At 42.8% G+C, this 17513-nt stretch carries 18 protein-coding genes and 1 pseudogene; 17 read left to right on the forward strand and 2 right to left on the reverse strand.

Going from position 1 to position 17513, the window contains the following annotated elements:
- The 17 genes and pseudogenes from RH45_RS00780 to RH45_RS00860 all read left to right on the forward strand — a co-directional run.
- Positions 1–1410, forward strand: a 1410-nt coding sequence (locus RH45_RS00780) for a sodium-dependent transporter (protein ID WP_008072661.1), incomplete at its 5' end; no start/stop codon positions are given.
- Positions 1411–1524: 114 nt separating this feature from the next.
- Complete coding sequence (locus tag RH45_RS00785) at positions 1525–2220, forward strand: TIGR01621 family pseudouridine synthase (protein ID WP_008072662.1); 696 nt, start codon at positions 1525–1527, stop codon at positions 2218–2220.
- 11 nt (positions 2221–2231) lie between these two features.
- Positions 2232–3168 (forward strand): annotated as a pseudogene (locus RH45_RS00790) (class I SAM-dependent methyltransferase).
- Positions 3169–3558: 390 nt separating this feature from the next.
- Complete coding sequence (locus tag RH45_RS00795) at positions 3559–3768, forward strand: Flp family type IVb pilin (RefSeq protein WP_008072664.1); 210 nt, start codon at positions 3559–3561, stop codon at positions 3766–3768.
- Between the two features lie 25 nt (positions 3769–3793).
- Positions 3794–4213: a prepilin peptidase gene (locus RH45_RS00800; RefSeq protein ID WP_039958083.1), complete on the forward strand. Its 420-nt coding sequence runs from the start codon at positions 3794–3796 to the stop codon at positions 4211–4213.
- 9 nt (positions 4214–4222) lie between these two features.
- A complete protein-coding gene (cpaB, locus tag RH45_RS00805) occupies positions 4223–5029 on the forward strand; it encodes a Flp pilus assembly protein CpaB (RefSeq protein WP_008072666.1) in 807 nt (268 codons plus the stop codon).
- A 14-nt stretch (positions 5030–5043) separates the two neighbouring features.
- Complete coding sequence (locus RH45_RS00810) at positions 5044–6366, forward strand: type II and III secretion system protein family protein (RefSeq protein WP_008072680.1); 1323 nt, start codon at positions 5044–5046, stop codon at positions 6364–6366.
- Positions 6363–6881 (forward strand): hypothetical protein, encoded by a 519-nt coding sequence (locus RH45_RS00815; protein WP_241211619.1) that lies wholly within the window; start codon positions 6363–6365, stop codon positions 6879–6881. Before RH45_RS00810 ends, RH45_RS00815 begins: the two co-directional genes overlap by 4 nt.
- Before the next feature lie 3 nt (positions 6882–6884).
- Positions 6885–8120: an AAA family ATPase gene (locus tag RH45_RS00820; RefSeq protein ID WP_008072684.1), complete on the forward strand. Its 1236-nt coding sequence runs from the start codon at positions 6885–6887 to the stop codon at positions 8118–8120.
- A complete protein-coding gene (locus tag RH45_RS00825; protein WP_008072685.1) occupies positions 8120–9403 on the forward strand; it encodes a CpaF family protein in 1284 nt (427 codons plus the stop codon). Before RH45_RS00820 ends, RH45_RS00825 begins: the two co-directional genes overlap by 1 nt.
- Positions 9400–10320 (forward strand): type II secretion system F family protein, encoded by a 921-nt coding sequence (locus tag RH45_RS00830; protein ID WP_008072687.1) that lies wholly within the window; start codon positions 9400–9402, stop codon positions 10318–10320. Before RH45_RS00825 ends, RH45_RS00830 begins: the two co-directional genes overlap by 4 nt.
- Positions 10320–11210, forward strand: coding sequence for a type II secretion system F family protein (locus RH45_RS00835; protein WP_008072689.1), 891 nt, complete (start codon positions 10320–10322; stop codon positions 11208–11210). The genes RH45_RS00830 and RH45_RS00835 overlap by 1 nt, the downstream gene beginning before the upstream one ends.
- Entirely contained in the window at positions 11203–11967 is a 765-nt protein-coding gene (locus RH45_RS00840) for a tetratricopeptide repeat protein (protein ID WP_008072690.1), read from the forward strand. Before RH45_RS00835 ends, RH45_RS00840 begins: the two co-directional genes overlap by 8 nt.
- Complete coding sequence (locus RH45_RS00845) at positions 11964–12464, forward strand: TadE/TadG family type IV pilus assembly protein (RefSeq protein ID WP_008072693.1); 501 nt, start codon at positions 11964–11966, stop codon at positions 12462–12464. Before RH45_RS00840 ends, RH45_RS00845 begins: the two co-directional genes overlap by 4 nt.
- Positions 12457–12993, forward strand: a complete 537-nt coding sequence (gene tadF, locus RH45_RS00850; RefSeq protein WP_008072695.1) for a tight adherence pilus pseudopilin TadF — start codon at positions 12457–12459, stop codon at positions 12991–12993. Before RH45_RS00845 ends, tadF begins: the two co-directional genes overlap by 8 nt.
- A 3-nt stretch (positions 12994–12996) precedes the next feature.
- Complete coding sequence (locus RH45_RS00855; RefSeq protein ID WP_008072697.1) at positions 12997–14256, forward strand: TadE/TadG family type IV pilus assembly protein; 1260 nt, start codon at positions 12997–12999, stop codon at positions 14254–14256.
- 14 nt (positions 14257–14270) lie between these two features.
- A complete protein-coding gene (locus RH45_RS00860) occupies positions 14271–14906 on the forward strand; it encodes an OmpA family protein (protein WP_008072699.1) in 636 nt (211 codons plus the stop codon).
- A gap of 24 nt (positions 14907–14930) precedes the next feature.
- Here the strand turns inward: RH45_RS00860 and RH45_RS00865 are convergent, their stop codons facing one another.
- Both RH45_RS00865 and RH45_RS00870 read right to left on the reverse strand, forming a co-directional pair.
- On the reverse strand, positions 14931–16448 hold the full coding sequence (locus tag RH45_RS00865) for a sensor domain-containing diguanylate cyclase (RefSeq protein WP_008072701.1): 1518 nt from the start codon (positions 16446–16448) through the stop codon (positions 14931–14933).
- Positions 16448–17449 carry a BMP family ABC transporter substrate-binding protein gene (locus tag RH45_RS00870; RefSeq protein WP_008072703.1) on the reverse strand — a complete coding sequence of 334 codons (1002 nt, stop codon included), beginning with the start codon at positions 17447–17449 and terminating at the stop codon, positions 16448–16450. Before RH45_RS00870 ends, RH45_RS00865 begins: the two co-directional genes overlap by 1 nt.
- Positions 17450–17513 lie beyond the last annotated feature (64 nt).

Consider the following 17513-nt stretch of genomic DNA (forward strand, 5'->3'; position numbering starts at 1 on the left):
CAGCCCCGTGATACGTGGGGGTCTAAACTAGGCTTCGTTATGGCTGCAGCAGGTTCTGCTGTTGGTTTAGGCAATATATGGAAGTTTCCGTACACAGCAGGTGAAAGTGGTGGTGGCGCTTTCGTAGCGATTTACCTACTTTTCGTTATTTTTATCGGCTTCAGCGTAATGCTCACAGAGTTCGCTATTGGTCGTAAGACAGGTCTATCAGCTGTAGGTGCGTTCAAATCGACTGACCGTCGTTGGACCTTTACAGGTGTAATGGGTGTGCTAAGTGGCCTACTTATTATGGGTTTCTACCCAGTAGTAGGCGGCTGGGCATTGGCATACATTTTTAAAGTAGGCGGTGGCCTATTAAGTGCTCCTGAAGCAATTGGTGATTCGTTCGGCGGTTTTATTTCTGACCCTGTACAACCATTAATGTGGATGGGTGTTTATCTTGCTCTTAACATCGTCATCGTAATGAAAGGTATTTCGGGCGGTATTGAGAAAGCGGGTAAGATCCTAATGCCACTTCTATTCCTTATCCTGATTGTTGTTTCAGTGAAAGGTCTAATGCTTCCTGGCGCGATGGCGGGTCTTGAATTCCTATTCATGCCTGACTTTTCTAAAGTAGATAGCAGCGTTGTTCTTGCTGCGTTAGGTCAAGCCTTCTTCTCGTTAAGTTTAGGTATGGGTTGTATGCTGACTTATGGCTCTTACTTGAAGAAGAAAGAGAACCTAGTGCAAACAACCGGTATGGTAACGGCGATGGATACAGGCGTTGCAATCCTAGCGGGTGTAGCAATGTTCCCGGCAATGTTCGCATTCGGTATGGAGCCAGCAGCAGGCCCAGGTCTAGTCTTCGTTGTTGTTCCTCAGCTGTTTGCTGAAATGGGTGGCGTAATTGGTCTTCTATTTGCACTGATGTTCTTCATTGGTCTAACCGTTGCGGCTTTAACATCTTCTGTATCGCTACTAGAAGTGGTCGTTTCTTACCTAATCGATGAAAAAGGCATGAAGCGTTCAACAGCCGTTATCTCTTCAAGTGTCGTGATGGCAACACTCTGTGTGTTTGCTTCTCTATCGCTTGGTGGCGTTGGCCCAACTCTATTCGGCACAGGTGCATTTGATATCTTCGACCTTCTAACGGATAAGATCTTCCTTGCAGTTGGCGGTATGTTGGTGTGTATTTTCGCTGGCTGGCGTCTATCTCGCTCAGAGCTTGAGAAAGAAATCACCAACGATGGTAAAGTGTCATTCCCTCTATTTGGTCTATGGTACAACCTAGTTAAGTACGTGATTCCTGTTGCTATCGCAGTCGTTGCTTTCATGGGCATTAAGTCTGGCTTTGATAGCGGTAAAGGCGAAATCATGTTGCTTGGTATTGGTATCATCGCATTGGCTGGTCTCTTCTCTAAGAAGCTATAAGCCAAAAGCAATAAACGCTATTAAAGAGGAGCCTTTTGGCTCCTCTTTTTATATCAACTGGCTTTGACTTAAGATATCGGTATACTTTCGCCTCCAAATGGAGCTTTGAATAAAATGTTCGATATCGTATACACCCACCCTGATTTTATCCTGATAAATAAGCACCCGGACGTGTCCGTACATAAAGATGACGGTGACACCATGTTACTTGCGGAAGTTGCAAAGCGGTCGGGAGATGAACAGCTGTATCTTATTCATCGGCTGGATAAAATGACCTCTGGTTTGCTGTTGCTCGGAAGAAATGCGGCTTCAGCCAGTGAGTTATCTCAACTATTTTCAGCAAGAGAAGTCGAAAAGTATTACTTAGCTATTGGCAGCAAGAAGCCTAAAAAGAAGCAAGGCTTAGTTTCTGGAGATATGGAACGCTCTCGTCGCTCATCTTGGAAATTAATCAATAGTCAGCGTAACCCTGCTATCACTCAATTTCAGTCTTTAGCGGGGGAGCCGGGACAGCGTTTATTCTTGTGCAAACCGCATACAGGGAAGACCCACCAGATCCGAGTTGCGTTAAAGTCGATTGGTTCACCCATTTTGGGAGACCCTATATATAACGCTTCTTCTGCGGCTGATAGAGGCTACTTACACGCTTTTGCTATTCGTTTTGTTTATCAGCAGCAGAACTATTCTTTTATCGTTGATCCCAGAAACACACCTAGTTTAGGGGATAAGTGGAATCAAACTAGTATTTGCCAAGGTATAGAAACTTGGCTGACACCTTGGGAGCTATCATGGCCGAAACTCAACAAATAACATCGCAGACAATGCAAGTAGAGCAGTTGAATGTGTTTTTTGCCCATCTGTCTAGTCAATTAGAAAGTGCATCAAGCGAGGTACGCCGTTTGTTTCACGGTAGAGGTCGACTTTATCCTGGGCTTGAGCAACTCACTTGTGATTGGGTTAACTGCCAGTTGTTGGTCAATATTTTTAAGCAAGTCGATGACGAGTTTATTGACTCACTAAAGGCGGGTTTAGTAAAACTAACTCAAAGTAAACAGTGGGTTAATAAAGGCGGTAAGTCGATCGTTATCCAATATCGTTTTGCTCAAGGCGCCCCGTCTGAAGTTATCTGGGGAGAGCTTGACGCTAAACCTGTGGTAACTGAGTCAGGCTTAAAATATCAGCTCGATATTGGTCGCAACCAGAACTTTGGGCTGTTTCTGGATATGCGTAATGGCCGAGACTGGGTTTATGAAAATGCCGAACACAAAACAGTATTAAACCTGTTTGCCTATACTTGCGGGTTTTCCGTTGCCGCGATAGCGGGTGGAGCAGATCGTGTTGTGAATGTGGACATGTCGCGAGGTTCTTTGGCGAAAGGACGAGAAAACCATAAGTTAAATGAACATAATCTAAACAAGGTCCAGTTTTTAGGTTATGACATTTTCCGCTCTTGGGGCAAAATCCGTAAGCTAGGCGGGTATGACCTGATTGTTATTGACCCGCCTTCTTTTCAAAAAGGCAGTTTTGCGCTGACCAAAGACTACAAACGTATTTTGCGACGCCTGCCTGAACTATTAAATGAGCAAGGCTCTGTTCTCGCGTGCGTAAATTCACCTCAAGTAACTTGTGACTTCTTAATTGATAGTATGAAAGAAGAAGCTCCTAGCTTAAAAGTTTGTGCAGCGTTTAAACAACCCCGCTGAGTTTGAAGACATCGATCCACAAGCGAGCTTAAAAGTTTTGCAGTTTTCTTACTAATTGAAGATAAGTTTAGCTATCTTTTTGTTAGATGAAAAATAAGTTAAGGTGTGTCAAGTGATTATATTGTCTTATTTTTAAGAACTGACGTATTGGTCAATTCTATGTCAGTTTTTGGTAATGTGTCTATCAATGAGCTTTGATGCGTAAGTTATCCTGAATTTAATAAAATTAAGGTTGTTATTGATTGTTTTTTGAGCTTGTCTAGGCGTCTTGTCACAAATTGTTAAACTACGTTTTATTATTTAGTGAAAATTATTTATTTTTCATCGTAAAATAACCCTGATTAATTGATTGTCACGATGCATTCACTTATATAGAATGCAATCATCTCAGATGCATATAGTTCACTCGTTCTTTATGCAAAATTATTAAGTAAAGGGAAATCTCATGTTAACTAAAGCTTTTGTTGCTGCTCAAAGCGCACTTTACTCTTTCAAAAAAGACGAGCGCGGTGTAACTGCTATCGAATACGCTATTATCGGTGTTGCTATTTCTGCAATCGTTTTAGCTATGTTTAATAGTGATCTAAAAACCTCTCTTGATACAGCAATGAGCAAAATTACAACAGCAATCGGCAAGGCTGACTCTGGTATCTAATCTGGATATTGACGCTGTATTAGTAATGTGGTGGTTACTTGTGACCACCATTTGTCTATCTATAGGCTGGAATGACCTTCAACATAGGGTTGTAAAAAACAAAAGCGTACTTTTGTTAGCCGGAATACTCGCCTTTTCTATATTTTTGTTTGATTCAAAAATTCATCTTATCCAGGCATCGTTAGTCTTAATATCTGGCATGTGCTTGTGGAAAGTGGGTGTATTTGGTGCTGGAGACATTAAGTTAGCCAGCGTGTTCGCTATTTTTATTGCCCCTGATTACTCACTTCTTGTGCTCTTTTTAATGTTAGTAATCGGCGGTGTTGAAGCCTTGTTGTATTTATTAATAAGAACAACTTATCCTCATTTGATCAGGCACGGCGGTATCCCTTTTGCAATCCCAATTGTGATAAGTGGATTCTTTGGTATCAGTGCTTCAATCTAGGGAGCTAACGTGCGCACAAAACTTATACTTGGCATTGCTGTCGTAGCCATTGTGTTTGGTTTATATGGTTTGGCTGGCAATTTAACTGAATCCAAAGCTCCTCAGTTGGTTGAAAAGAACAAACCAGCCAAGTTGATTTCCGTTTGGCAGCTAAACTCAGATGTGCCGAGTGCCGAAGTGGTTCGTCCGAACCAACTAAAAATCGTGAAACTTAGTGAAGAGCAAGCTGCGGCGATCGGCATCAGCGAAGACATGCTTTTTGAATACCCTCCAGGCTCCATTTTTCGATCTGATATGAAAGTGGGAACCACCCTTTTTGCTACCGATATCGTGGCGCCAAATTCACCTGAATATCTAGATTTAACTCTCTCAGACGGTTTTGTTCCGTATCCGCTAAAAGTGTCTCCTGATGCAGTGGTTGGTGGAGTGATACGTGCAAGTAGCTATGTCGATGTGCTCGCTCTTACCAGCCCAGAACACCTAGTTTCTGTTGAGGTCAACTCTTCTGATTCAGTTGCTCGCGGTCGAGCAGTTAGTATTTCTCCTGTGTTGATGGGAGTCAAAGTGCTTCGCGTCGAGCAGACCTTTGAGGAAGGGGCACAAGAAGCCGGTGTTGCTCCTGACACACATTTGATACTCGAATTGGATCGGAAACAGGTATCCATATTGAGTGTTGCAAAGCAAATCTCATCATTAGAAGTTCATAAGTCGGTAGGCGATTACGCAGCGAGTGAACTTCACGCTGATGCAGGTGATGTTTTACCTGGATTTAAATCGGTTATTGAGTACCGAGCTGAAACAGTAACCATTAAATAGGGAACACAATAATAATGAATCTGAAAAGGATCTTTTTCACATTCTGCATTGCTGTATGGAGCAGTCTAGCTAGCTCGCAAGTTTTAGTGAACTTGGGAGAAGGTGAGGCCAAAGCCATTACTACCAAGCAAGAAATTGCGTCTGTATTTATCTCTAATCCAGAGATAGCCGACTACCAAGTCGTTGATAAAAATAAACTTGTCGTATTTGGTAAGAAGGTTGGCTCGGTATCTTTACTTGCATTTGATGATAACTCAAACACTATCGTGAGCCGAAAGTTGGTGGTAAATAAGAGCTTAATCCATATCCAACAGCAGATTCAGCTCAGATATCCTAATATCAGCATTTCTCTATACAACTTAGAAGAACAAGTTGTATTAGCTGGTAAGGTTCCAAGTGAGAAGATACGCGATGAAATCAACATTCTCGTGGGGGAACTACTCGAAAAAGAGTACGAAGACCATAAGATCGAATGGAAGATAGGTACTGAAACTTACGAGATGGAGTTTATGACACGTCGGCACTACTTGGGTATTGTGAACAATATTGAAGTTGCTACGACCAAACAAGTTAATGTGAAATTGTCCATCGCTGAAGTGTCTCAGTCATTTCTTGAAGAGTTTGGTGTTCAGTATGGCAGTAGTGGTCAAGGTGCAGGTACCTTCGTTGATCAACTGGTTAATTTCAGTGCTTCGGATATCGTATCCGTGATCACAGCACTTGGAGACGACACGGTTGGCCAAGTATTAGCTGAGCCTAATCTATCTGTGATTTCTGGAGAAAGTGCGCACTTCCTTGTGGGGGGAGAGCTCCCAGTAGTAACCATCATTGATGGTGGAACCAATGTGCTTTACAAAGAGTTTGGTATTCGACTAGAGATGATGGCAAAGGTGTTAGAAGACGACAAAATCAAGCTATCTTTGCTACCAGAAGTAAGTTCGATTGATTCACAGTACCAAAATGAACGTTACAGCTTACCAGCGCTTAAAACTCGTCGAGCAAGAACGACGGTTGAGCTTGGTGATGGTCAAAGCTTTGTTCTTGGCGGGTTACTGAGTACTGAAGACCGAGAGTCGCTTCGTCGTGTTCCTTTTATTGGCGATGTTCCAATTCTCGGTGCATTGTTTAGGCACTCAGAGACAGTTAGAAACCGTACCGAACTGGTTATTGTGGCGACCGTTAATCTGGTTAATCCGGTCAATCCATCGCAAATTCAATTGCCAACAATGAAGCGCACCACAACGATGCAACGGTTTTTCAATGTTGACTACAGCTATACGCCAGCGAGTAAAACTTGGGCAGAAGAAATTCTGCAAAGTGGAGGCTTTAAAAAGTGAGAAACCTACTACTAGGAATGTTCATTGTTTTGTTACTTGGTGGCTGTGCTGAGCTCGTTACTGAGCGCAACGGTGTCGAAGTCGAATTAGTCCCTGTTACATACAGTTTCAAGGCGAAAGTTACCAAAGACAACAAAGCTAAAGTAGATGAACAACTCAGCAAGTATCTAGAGTTGCATAAAGACAAAGTATTTACTGAACAGATCTACTTAGGATGGAACGGCAAGGCTGCGAAGTCGAAGGTGATGGAAACGAAGCGCAGGTTACTAAAGCTTGGGGTTGACCCTAAATCCATCACTGTTCACCAAATTCAAACTCAGACAGAAGGCGCGTTTAATTTAACTGCATCGCTACAAAAGTACCAAGTCTTGGTTCCATCATGTAAAGCCAGTCAAGTGAATCGATATGGTTTTCAATCTAACGATTGTTTCGTTGAAAGCGCACGTTGGATATCTTTGCAACACCCGGAAAAAATGGTCGGCCATGCAGCAAGTGACAGCCAGTTAGGAAAATAGAATATGCTAGATCTTGTTGAACTTTTAAAACCATCAGAATCTGCAGAACAAGAGTCTGCTGGGCTATCATCTGTTCTTTTCTATCAAACCGAAGTTTGCCGCGGGCTTGTCGAAGAAGCATTTACCTTTGAAGGCCTTATCGTTCCGAAATTGTTGGAAAATCAAGATGAGATAATTAAAAAGCATGCGCGTAGCAGCGCTCTCGAGATTGTTATTGTCGAACTGAATGAGAGTAGTAATGTTACCGAGGACATGCGACGTATTAGCCACTTATTGCCTAACTCAGCTTCGGTTATTGTCATTGGTAGCGAAGATGCAATTTCGACGATTCGTAACCTCAAAGCAATGGGTTTCTACTACCTATTTTGGCCAGTTAGCAAAGAAGAGCTAATAGACTTTGTTAAGAATGTCTCTGATAACAGACAACGTAATGCTGGCTTAGGTAAAGCACGTGAAGCTAAGAAAGTCGCTTTTTGGGGCGCTACAGGTGGAGTAGGTAATTCCCTGCTTGTCGCTGAGATCGCGTGCGAACTTTCCAGTAAGAAAAACAGCTCATGTGTTGTCGTTGATCATGATTTCGTTGGTGGCAATCTAGATATTTTACTTGGCCTCAAAAAGTTTGAGAAAAAAGATATCCCACCTGGTGCGTTGACTGCTAATTTGGACACCTCCTATGCACTGAATATGACACAAAAGATCACGCCAATGTTGTCCATTTTGTCTGTTCAATCAAAGGATTTGAGTGAAACTCAGATGAAAGAGTACGTCCGCACTCTATCTGACGAACTCTCAGAGCAAACTAACTTTTTAATTGAAGACCTTTCTCGCTCTGTAAACTGTAAGCTGGATTTGGAGTACAGTGCAAAAGAGTGTGATGCGATTGTTATCGCTTTAAAGCCGACAGTCGCGTGTCTTCGTGATGCCAGCCGAGTTTGTTCTCAATTGAGAGAGCTGCAAACCAAGGCGCGTATCATCATCGTTATAAATCATACTGCTCCTGAAAAACATGCGACAGTTACGCGGGAAGAAATTGAAAAATATCTTCGTCGACCCATTGATGTGACGTGTCCTTATGATGGCCAAATGAGTAAAGCCTTACTCGAAGGCAAACACTTGCACGATCTCAAGTTGCCGATCAGTAAAAGCATCAATCAAATTACCGCTGCTTTGCTGGGTGAAAAAAGCGAAGGTGGTAAATCGAGCTTGTTTGCTAAGTTGCTGAAACGGAGTAGTAAATAATGGATCATTCTAAATCTATTTTCGTTGCGATTCGTCGTCAAATCTTTGAAGCATTGGACAGTGAGGCGGTGACTGTCTTAACCAAAGAGCAGCTAAGTAAGCAGTTAGCTGAAGCTGTTGATTTGTTGATTGACAGGCAAGGTTGGTCAGTTCCCTCTATCGTGAAGGCAGACTATGTTCAGAGCTTAGTCAATGAGATTCACGGCTTAGGTCCGATGCAATCTCTGATGGAAGATGAGTCTATCAGCGATATTATGATCAACGGTTGCGACAATGTATTTGTTGAGCGTAACGGTATTGTTGAAAAGTCGGAAGTCACCTTCATCGACGAAGATCAGTTAATTCAGATTGCTAAGAGAATTGCCGCTAGAGTAGGTCGACGTGTCGACGATTCGTCTCCGACTTGTGACGCTCGTTTACCAGATGGCAGTCGTGTAAACATCGTTATTCCTCCCATCGCGATTGATGGGACCTCCGTGTCTATCCGTAAGTTTAAAAAGAATAGCCTAAGCTTTGATTCGTTGGTTGATTTTGGCGCCATGAGCTCCGAGATGGCGAAGTTGCTAATGATTGCTGCTCGTTGTCGACTAAATATCTTGATCTCCGGTGGTACCGGCTCGGGTAAAACCACGATGCTTAACGCCTTGTCTCAGTTTATTTCTGAAAAAGAACGCATTGTTACTATCGAAGATGCCGCAGAACTTAAGCTACAACAGCCTCACGTAGTTCGCCTTGAAACAAGGACGTCCGGTATCGAAGGTACGGGTGCTATTGATCAACGAGATTTGGTTATCAACTCTCTCCGTATGCGTCCAGATAGAATTATTGTGGGGGAGTGTCGTGGTGGGGAAGCATTTGAAATGCTCCAAGCTATGAACACTGGTCATGATGGCTCTATGTCAACACTTCACGCCAATACACCTCGTGATGCCTTAGCCCGTGTGGAGGCGATGGTCATGATGGCAACCAATAACCTGCCCCTAGAGGCGATAAGACGTAACATCGTCAGCGCCGTCGATTTAGTGATTCAGATCAGTCGATTACATGATGGCTCTCGTAAAGTCATGAGTATTTCTGAGGTCGTTGGCCTAGAGGGTCAGAGTGTGGTTTTAGAAGAAATTTTTCGTTTTGTGCCGAATCAAATGCAAGGTGATGATGGCAAGGTTCGAGGTAACTTTGTAACAGCAGGGCTTATGCAGCGCTCAATTCTGGTTGAAAAGGCAAAATTCTTTGGCCTTGATTCTCAACTTGGGCAGCTCTTTGCGGCGCGAGAAGCGATATGATTTTTTGGTTGTCACTCATCCTAGGAGGAATCCTAGTCGTTATCGCCTTTTGGCCGAGTAAGCGCAAGGAGAGCGAGTATCTCGAGCAAATGAACCAAACATTGTTTGTGAGCTCAATGGATGAGGACCATAAAGCGGTTAACTTTACTAGCTTAACCGGTGAAACGATCAGTCAGAAAGTAAAACGTCGTGTTAACAATGTTATGCTCCAGCTAGGCAAGTTTGCATTACTAAAAGTTTTTGCTTTCTTGGTTGTGGTGGCATTTGTCAGTTTTTACGCAAACGATACATTTATCCGAGTCAATTCAATTTATGCGCTGATCATTGGTGAGCTAATTGGTGTTGCCGTTGGTATGTCTTGGCTTGAGCAGCGTCAACAGAAAGAGTTTGAAATGGCTTTCCCCGATGCATTGAACATGCTAGCCAGTGCGGTTAGCTCAGGGGAGAGCTTGATGCACTCTATCATGTTTGTTGGCAAGACGCTGGAAGGTAGTGTTGGTGAAGAATTTAAACGCATGGGAGAGAGGTTACAACTGGGCGAGTCTCCAGATTCTGTATTCAAAAAATCATGTAATCGCTTTCCCTACCGCTCCTTCCAATTTTTCGTGATCACATTACGTGCAAATATGCAGCGCGGTGGTCAGCTTAAAGACGTGATTACTCGCCTCAATCGTTTAATGTTCGACGCTAGGGCAATTGAGAAGAAGAAATACGCGCTGACTTCTGAAGCTCGTACTTCTGCGAAAATCGTTGCTGCGATACCTTTCTTTTTCCTGTTTATTCTGCAGTACTTGAGCCCCGAAAATTACGACTTTGTTATGAACCATCCCAAAGGTCAGCCAATTCTTTACTATATGTTGATAAGTGAAGCGATCGGTATCGGCATTATTTGGAGCTTGATGAAGGGAGTGCGTTAATGACTGTTTCTCCTCAATTGTACGTTTTTCTTCAGTTGTGCTCGGTGTTTCTGGGTGTTGTTCTTTTCGTACTGGTTATGTACCGACTGGTTAAAAGAAAGCTGTTTCTCAGTCAACTTTCACTAAAGTCAGACTCCAACCGCATGGCTGGCTTTATGGACTTTGTTTCTGAAAAAGTCGCGAAGCCTGCGGTTGAAAGTAATAACCAAGAGATAAATGAAAAATTTAAGCGTGCCGGGATCTCGACTAAAAGTCGCTGGTTTAGCTTTTACATGCCTATCAAATACGGTGCGCTCCTAGTGGGAGGAGTAAGCTTTTACATTTATGCGACAGCGTCAGATATGGAGTCTGCCAGCATGATCGCGGGTTTAGCAACTTGGTTAATTCTTTGCATTATCCTTCCAGATGCGATTTTGGATAGCAGAGGAAAGGCTCGGATTGCCCGAATTTCTGCACAGCTACCTTACTTACTTGACCTACTCGCCGTTTGTGTGCAGACCGGTATGACGATTGAGTCTGCGATGAACTATCTATCGAAAGAGATGATAGGTTTCGATAAAGAATTGGCGGGTTTACTCAAAAAAACGAATGAGCGCTCACGTTTGGTTGGTATGCAGAAAGCATTGGACGAGCTTTACGAGGATATTCCGTCGAGTGAAATGCGAAGTTTCGTAATGACTCTAAAACAAAGCCTGCAATATGGCTCGTCGATCTATGGCGTGTTAACGACGCTCGCTGGTGACATCCGAGATGTTCAAATGCTGGGTTTAGAGGAGAAAATCGGTAAGCTTGCGGCGAAAATGTCTGTTCCTCTGATTCTGTTTATTATGATTCCAATTGTAATTTTGATCGCTGCTCCAGGTATCTTGAGGATGATGTCAAATGTATAAAGTAATTGCTTGCATAGTGTTGACTGTTTTGGTCGGGTGTACTGCGACTTCGGGTCAGAAAAAGCAAATAGATACAGAAGCATTGTTACTTCAAGCTCAGAATTATAGTGAACTTGCTAGTTACTATAAATCAGAGCTGGTTGAAAAAGATACAGTTGAAACGAGAATTAAGCTAGCCCGCAGTTATCTTAGAATTAAAGATGCTGATTCGGCGTTGTTTACTTTGCAACCTGTACTGGCAAAAGAAAACGTACCCGCAGAAGCGCTGTTAGTTAATGCGAGCAGTCTTTATGAAATGGGTGAGTTTAAACAAGGGCTCGAAGCTATTGAACGAGCGGCTGAACTCGAACCAAAGAATGCTGAAATTCAGAATCTTGCGGGGTTATTATATTCAGCAAATGGTGATTTCGGCAAAGCTCGCGCGCAGTTCAACCTAGCGAGAAGTAACTTCTACAACGATATTACTGTCAAAAACAATCTCGCGGTACTAGACATTATTGAAGGCCACTATTTGGATGCTGTGCAACGACTGATGCCAATTTACACAAATGATAAGGCCGATTCGCAAGTCCAAGCCAATTTAATGCTGGCTCTAGCTAAGCTAGGTAATTTCGATTATGTCCGTACTATGCTCGGCCCAAATGTGTCCGAGGAGGAAGCGTTTAATCATTTTGCTGCATTACGAAATAGTGAGCCAACTGCCAATGTAAACCCAGAGTTGCTTAAAACTGAGCAAATAGAGGAATTGGCCCAATGATCAGATTAACAACGCGTAAGCAATCAGGTGTCGCCAGCATTGAGTTCGTACTTGGTTTTATGGCGTTCTGGTTGATGTGCATGGCATGGGTTGAAATGAGCTACTTATCTTACATCAGTGCTATTTCTGACCTCGCAATTTCAGAAGCTGCAAGGAGCGCCAAGGTATCTGATGGCGGCTATCGAGCGGCGTTTGAAAATGTCATTAATGACAGCGACGCATTATGGGCTGGAGTTGTGGATGAATCTAACTTTCGTTTGTCGGTCCAGTACATTGGTGCAGTAGCTGATCTAACCAATGTTAACCCATGTGAGGTGCCAGATGGAGATAGCTTTGCAGAGTGTGGTACAGCCAAAAACAGTGCGATGGCCATCTATCGTATCGACTACGACTTCACATCTATATTCACTTATTTTATGGATACATCCAGTCTCGTGACCCGAGAAGTTATCGTCGTGCAGGAGTATGAGCGAGGTGCTTTTGAAATCAATGGCTAAAAAGCAACAAGGCACCTTTAGCGTAGAGTTTGCCATAGTCGGACTAATGTTTAGTTTTCTACTTGTGTTTAGTGGCGACGTTATAATCAAATTATCAATGAAAGGTAAGCTGGATAGGTTGTCATACTCAATGGTTAATATCCTTAAGGAGCGTACTCAGCTTTACAACGAGGACTATAAAATCACACAGGCGGAAGCTAGTGAGCTAAATACAATATCTCGTGGATCACTAACCCGCATGTCAGCTTCTTCATTTAATACTAACGATCTACAGGTCATCGTCGAGGAGTTAACCTTTGCTGATATAGGAAGACCCAACGCAGTCAGGACGTTTAATTTTGGTCGTCAGATTTGCAGTTTGAATACAACATTAGCTGATTTGGAGCACCTGTCCGTTGTAACGTCTTGGGATAGACAAGCAACCTTGTATCGGGTGAGCTTGTGTTACGAAACAGAGAATTGGGTCGGGGAGCTACTTGGTGGTGATTTCCGTGTTGTGTCGTCTGATGCAGTGATCATAGGTAGGTAAAGCATGAAAGCTTTAAGAAAACAGTCCGGCCATGCCGCTATTTTGTTTGCCATGATTATACCTGGTTTGTTTGGCTTATTTACATTAGCTAGTGATGGTGCCAGAGCCATTCAAACTAAAGCGAGGATCGAGGATGCTTCTGAGATTGCGGTCTTAGCCATTGCAGCTCATAACGACGATAATAAAAACTCGCAAGGTTCGGGTAGTGGTAGTGCTGTCAATCGCAAGATAGCGACAGACTATTTAGAGGCCTATTTGCACGACGTCGACTCGGTCAATAATCTTAAAATTCATAAATACAATTGCGATCAAATTCCAGAATGTGTTGCTGGCCTAGCTCGAGGTGAACCTAGATTCTTCCAGTATGAAGTAGAAGCAACCAGTCGCCATGTTTCTTGGTTCCCAGGTGATTCCTCAATCCCTGGTTTTGGAAAAACGTTTGACGCTAAAGGGGCGGCAACCGCTCGTAAGTATCAAAGTGAAGCTGTAGACATCTTATTTGTTGCCGACTATTCAGGCTCTATGGCTGGTGGTTGGAACGGTGGTTCAAATCGGAAGTACATTGATTTAAGAAACATAATTAAAGTAGTGACTGACGAACTACAGAAGTTCAATGACTTGAATAACACTGACAACAATACGGTGGGGATGACAGGGTTTAACTATTACACTAAGACCAAGCCTACTAATCGGTCAAACTCCTGTTTTATGACGCAGTTAGTTTATAATAACAACTACAACATCAATTATACCAAGACTGTTAATAATATTTTTAACGAGAAGAATAATAAGTACTGTGTCAGTCACAGTGATAGCTCAAGATTCCGTGATATTGACTTAACGGACAATTACTCTTCATTTAACACCACTGTGAATGGCTTCTATCCAAACCATGGTACAGCCTCTTATCAAGGTATTATGCGCGGTGCCCAAATGTTGAAAAAAGGCACTAACCCTAGAAGGTTATTGATCGTCCTTTCAGATGGTGATGATTCGGGCACTTCGCAAAAAAACATCCATAAACAATTAGTTAACGCTGGGATGTGCACCAAGATAAAACAAGAGCTATCAACGGGGATCTCAAGCAGTGGTCAAAGTATCAAAGCGAGGCTTGCCGTTGTGGGGTTTGATTACAACGTCAACAACAATACGGCATTAAGAGATTGCGCCGGTGCCGAGAATGTATTTAAAGCACAGAATACGGATGATATTTTAAACAAAATTCTTGAGCTAATTACTGAAGAAATTGGCCACCTTAAATAAAGATTAGAGCGAATATGAAAAATAAACTGATACCGATAACAACAGCCCTGTTCTTATCTTGTGGGGTTGCCAACGCTGATGAGCTACAAGACCCTCTTGCTCTTTATTGCAACCAAGATGGTGTTGAATTCGAACATTCAATACAAGTTCACCCCAGTATAAAAGTGCATAACCATCAGGGGCAGTTCCAGCAGGTCGTTGTTAACACCGATGAAACACCCGTGCTCGATTGGTTAAGCAAAGAGCTGGCACAAATAGGGCTATCGCTGAACTGTAGCGAATATCTACTCACAAACAGCGCTATCGAGTTTTCAAACAGCCCAGAGGTGATAGCTCGAGTCTATTTTAATTTTGATGACTCGACATTAACTCAGCAATCTGAGTACGTGTTAACTCGTGTTATGCGTTTGATTGAGTCTCAAGCTAGAAATATAGAACTGGCTGGTCATACGGATAACGTTGGTGATGCAGGGTACAACTTCTCGCTTGGTTTGAGACGCTCGAAAGCGGTAGAGGATTACCTGGTCGAGAGGGGAGTGGATACTAAGCGTATTACAACCACGAGTTTCGGAGAAAATAAACCTTTCGTCGATAATATGAGTGATGAAAACCGCAAGCTAAATCGACGCGTCGAAGTTTCAACCTTATAAGGTCACCTCCATTTGCGCACTGAGCTATATTTTTGTTTCGTCAGTGCGCTTGTCTTCCTTTTGCTCTTCGCTCAGTTGGGCTGAGAAAGCAATTCCACACTTTTTCTCTTTGGCTTCATACATAGCCAAATCTGCATCATGTATGACGGCTGCGATGTCCTGCTTTCTGCTGTTTTTGTGGGCGATACCAATACTTGCCGTCACTTGAAGGGCCGCCCCTTGATACTCTATTGGCGTATTAATCCTTGCAATCAATCGGTGCGCGAGTTCGTCTACTGACGCTCGGTCGTAATGTTCTTCCAGAATCAGCACAAATTCATCGCCACCTAAGCGGTAGACTTTACAGCCGTCTTCGTTATGTACCGCCAGTCGGTTTGCAATCGTTTTAAGCAAGAAGTCGCCGGCGCTATGTCCATAGGTATCGTTGATTGGCTTAAAACCGTTAAGGTCCACCATAACGAAATAAGCGGTTTTATGTGGTGCACGCGAGAGCTGTTCGATATGCCTATTGAAACCCACTCGATTTCCGATCCGAGTCAAAGAGTCTGTAATGAGCTGCTTCTCCAACTCTTTCTTCGTTGCGATTAACGAGGTCACATCAAGAGCGGAACATTCGACGACAAAGTCATCACTGTCAGTTGTATTAAATTGGAAAGAGCGTTCGCCGTCTAAGGTTCTCACTTGGTAATAATGACCATTTTTAATCTTGTTATTAGCAATGCGCATGATGAGTTGTTCTTGCAGGTCGTTGCTGGTTTCAAACGAGTGACCAAAATGCCGTTTAAACTCATTGTTAGAGCGAATAATTGATTTGTTCTTAGTGTCCACTACAAACTGGCATACCTGAGTCAGGTTATAGCTGGTATTCAATCTCTCTTCGCTTTTTTTGAGCTCATCAATGTTATCCAATAAACGTTCTCTTAGGTTATCAATGGAAGAGAACAGCGAGCTAAACTCTACGTATTGGTGCTCGGGAGGGGCAACGCTTACCTCTCCCTTCGACATCAAATAACCATATCTTTGAGCGTCATAAAAAGGTTTGCTTACGAGTGCTAGAATTTGGCGACTGAACAAGAAAGCGAGTACCAAAAAAGAAACAATGACTAACAAAGCTACGGGGAGGATCGAAGCAATTTCTCTTTTACCTATCGCATCTGTATTTTTGTCGACAATTAAACTGCCAACTTGATTATTCAATGAGTCATATAGTGGGAAGACAAATCGTTCGGTTGCGAGTGTATCGATGGTTGTGACGACTTCTGCGAGTGTTAAATCATAAACTGATGAGTTCAACGTCACTTTTACGACATGATCGACATGAGAGATATGGCTGACAACTTGCTGCGCGACATCGGTATCCAGTTCGACGGCGGCGTGGACGGCGTTCAATGTTTGTGAGTCGACAATCTCATCAAATTGGTGATTCAGCGATTGTAAGTTGGATTGGTAATAGATGACGAAGCCAAGAGCCCCCATTAACATCAATGGAATCAAAGTAAATATTGTGTAGTAGAGGATGATCTTGTGTGTTAAGCGCTTCATTATAAATGTCTATCACAACGTGTATTGAGTAATTTAATTGGCTTACTAATGGGTAACTTCATCTCTTTACTCAAACGTTTAATCATTGCCTTATCGTCGTTATTTGTCTCTAAATGTTGCTCATTCAACAAAACGTTAATCATATTTTGTGACGAGCCGAAGTGTTTATGGTTACTGTTCCAAATCCCTAAGTATAATTGTTTTAAAACCGCATATGTCGCCTTATCGACATGCTTTACCATAGAAGCCAACATGACCTCCGAGTAGCGACTGTTCTGGTTCATGTCGATACCAAAGGTATTAATTCGTTTTTCCATTGCAACTTGATAGATCGCTTCGTTAGCCGCCCCCGCTACGGGAAAAATAATGTCTATTCCCTGATTATACATTTCAATTGCTAGCTTTCGGGCCTGAGCTGTATCGGTCCAAGCCTTTGAGTCTTCACCTATGTACTTAACATAGAAAGACGCATCAGGATTTGCTTGTTGCAAGCCTAACTCAAATCCACACTTAAAGTTGTTTACTGGCCTGCTGTTTAGACCGCCAATGAAACCGACTTTATTCGATTTGGTCTTTACTCCTGCTAAATAGCCAATCGTATAGGCTGCGTGACTATGATCAAATATTATCCCAATGCTATTCGCGATGTCGTAACTGACGTCATAGAGAATAAAGCGCGTTCCAGGGTTTTGAGTAACGAATTGCTTTAAACCCTGCATGCCAGCAGCATAAACCAACAGTATAGGGTCGTAGCCTTGGGCGACCGCCGAGTTAATCCCATTAAGATAGTCATTATTATCGATGACTAACCGTGAAACAGGTATCTGTAACTTAGTTTGGGCTTTGCTAAGTCCATTATCTACTAGTTGTAAAAAGCTGCTTTCCTCAGGAGGTGACATATAAATCACCAAAGGTCTTATTTCAGACAACTTACCGTTGGCATTTGCAGCTTGCATTGAAGCCATTAGCATAAAGCAAGTCAACAAGACTAATGTTCGCATTGTTATTCTTATTATATTAGCCGTTATGTGTGCGAGTGTTATGCATCAAAGGCTGTTCAAAAAC

Source organism: Vibrio sinaloensis DSM 21326 (assembly GCF_000189275.1).
Classification (GTDB): Bacteria; Pseudomonadota; Gammaproteobacteria; order Enterobacterales; family Vibrionaceae; genus Vibrio; species Vibrio sinaloensis.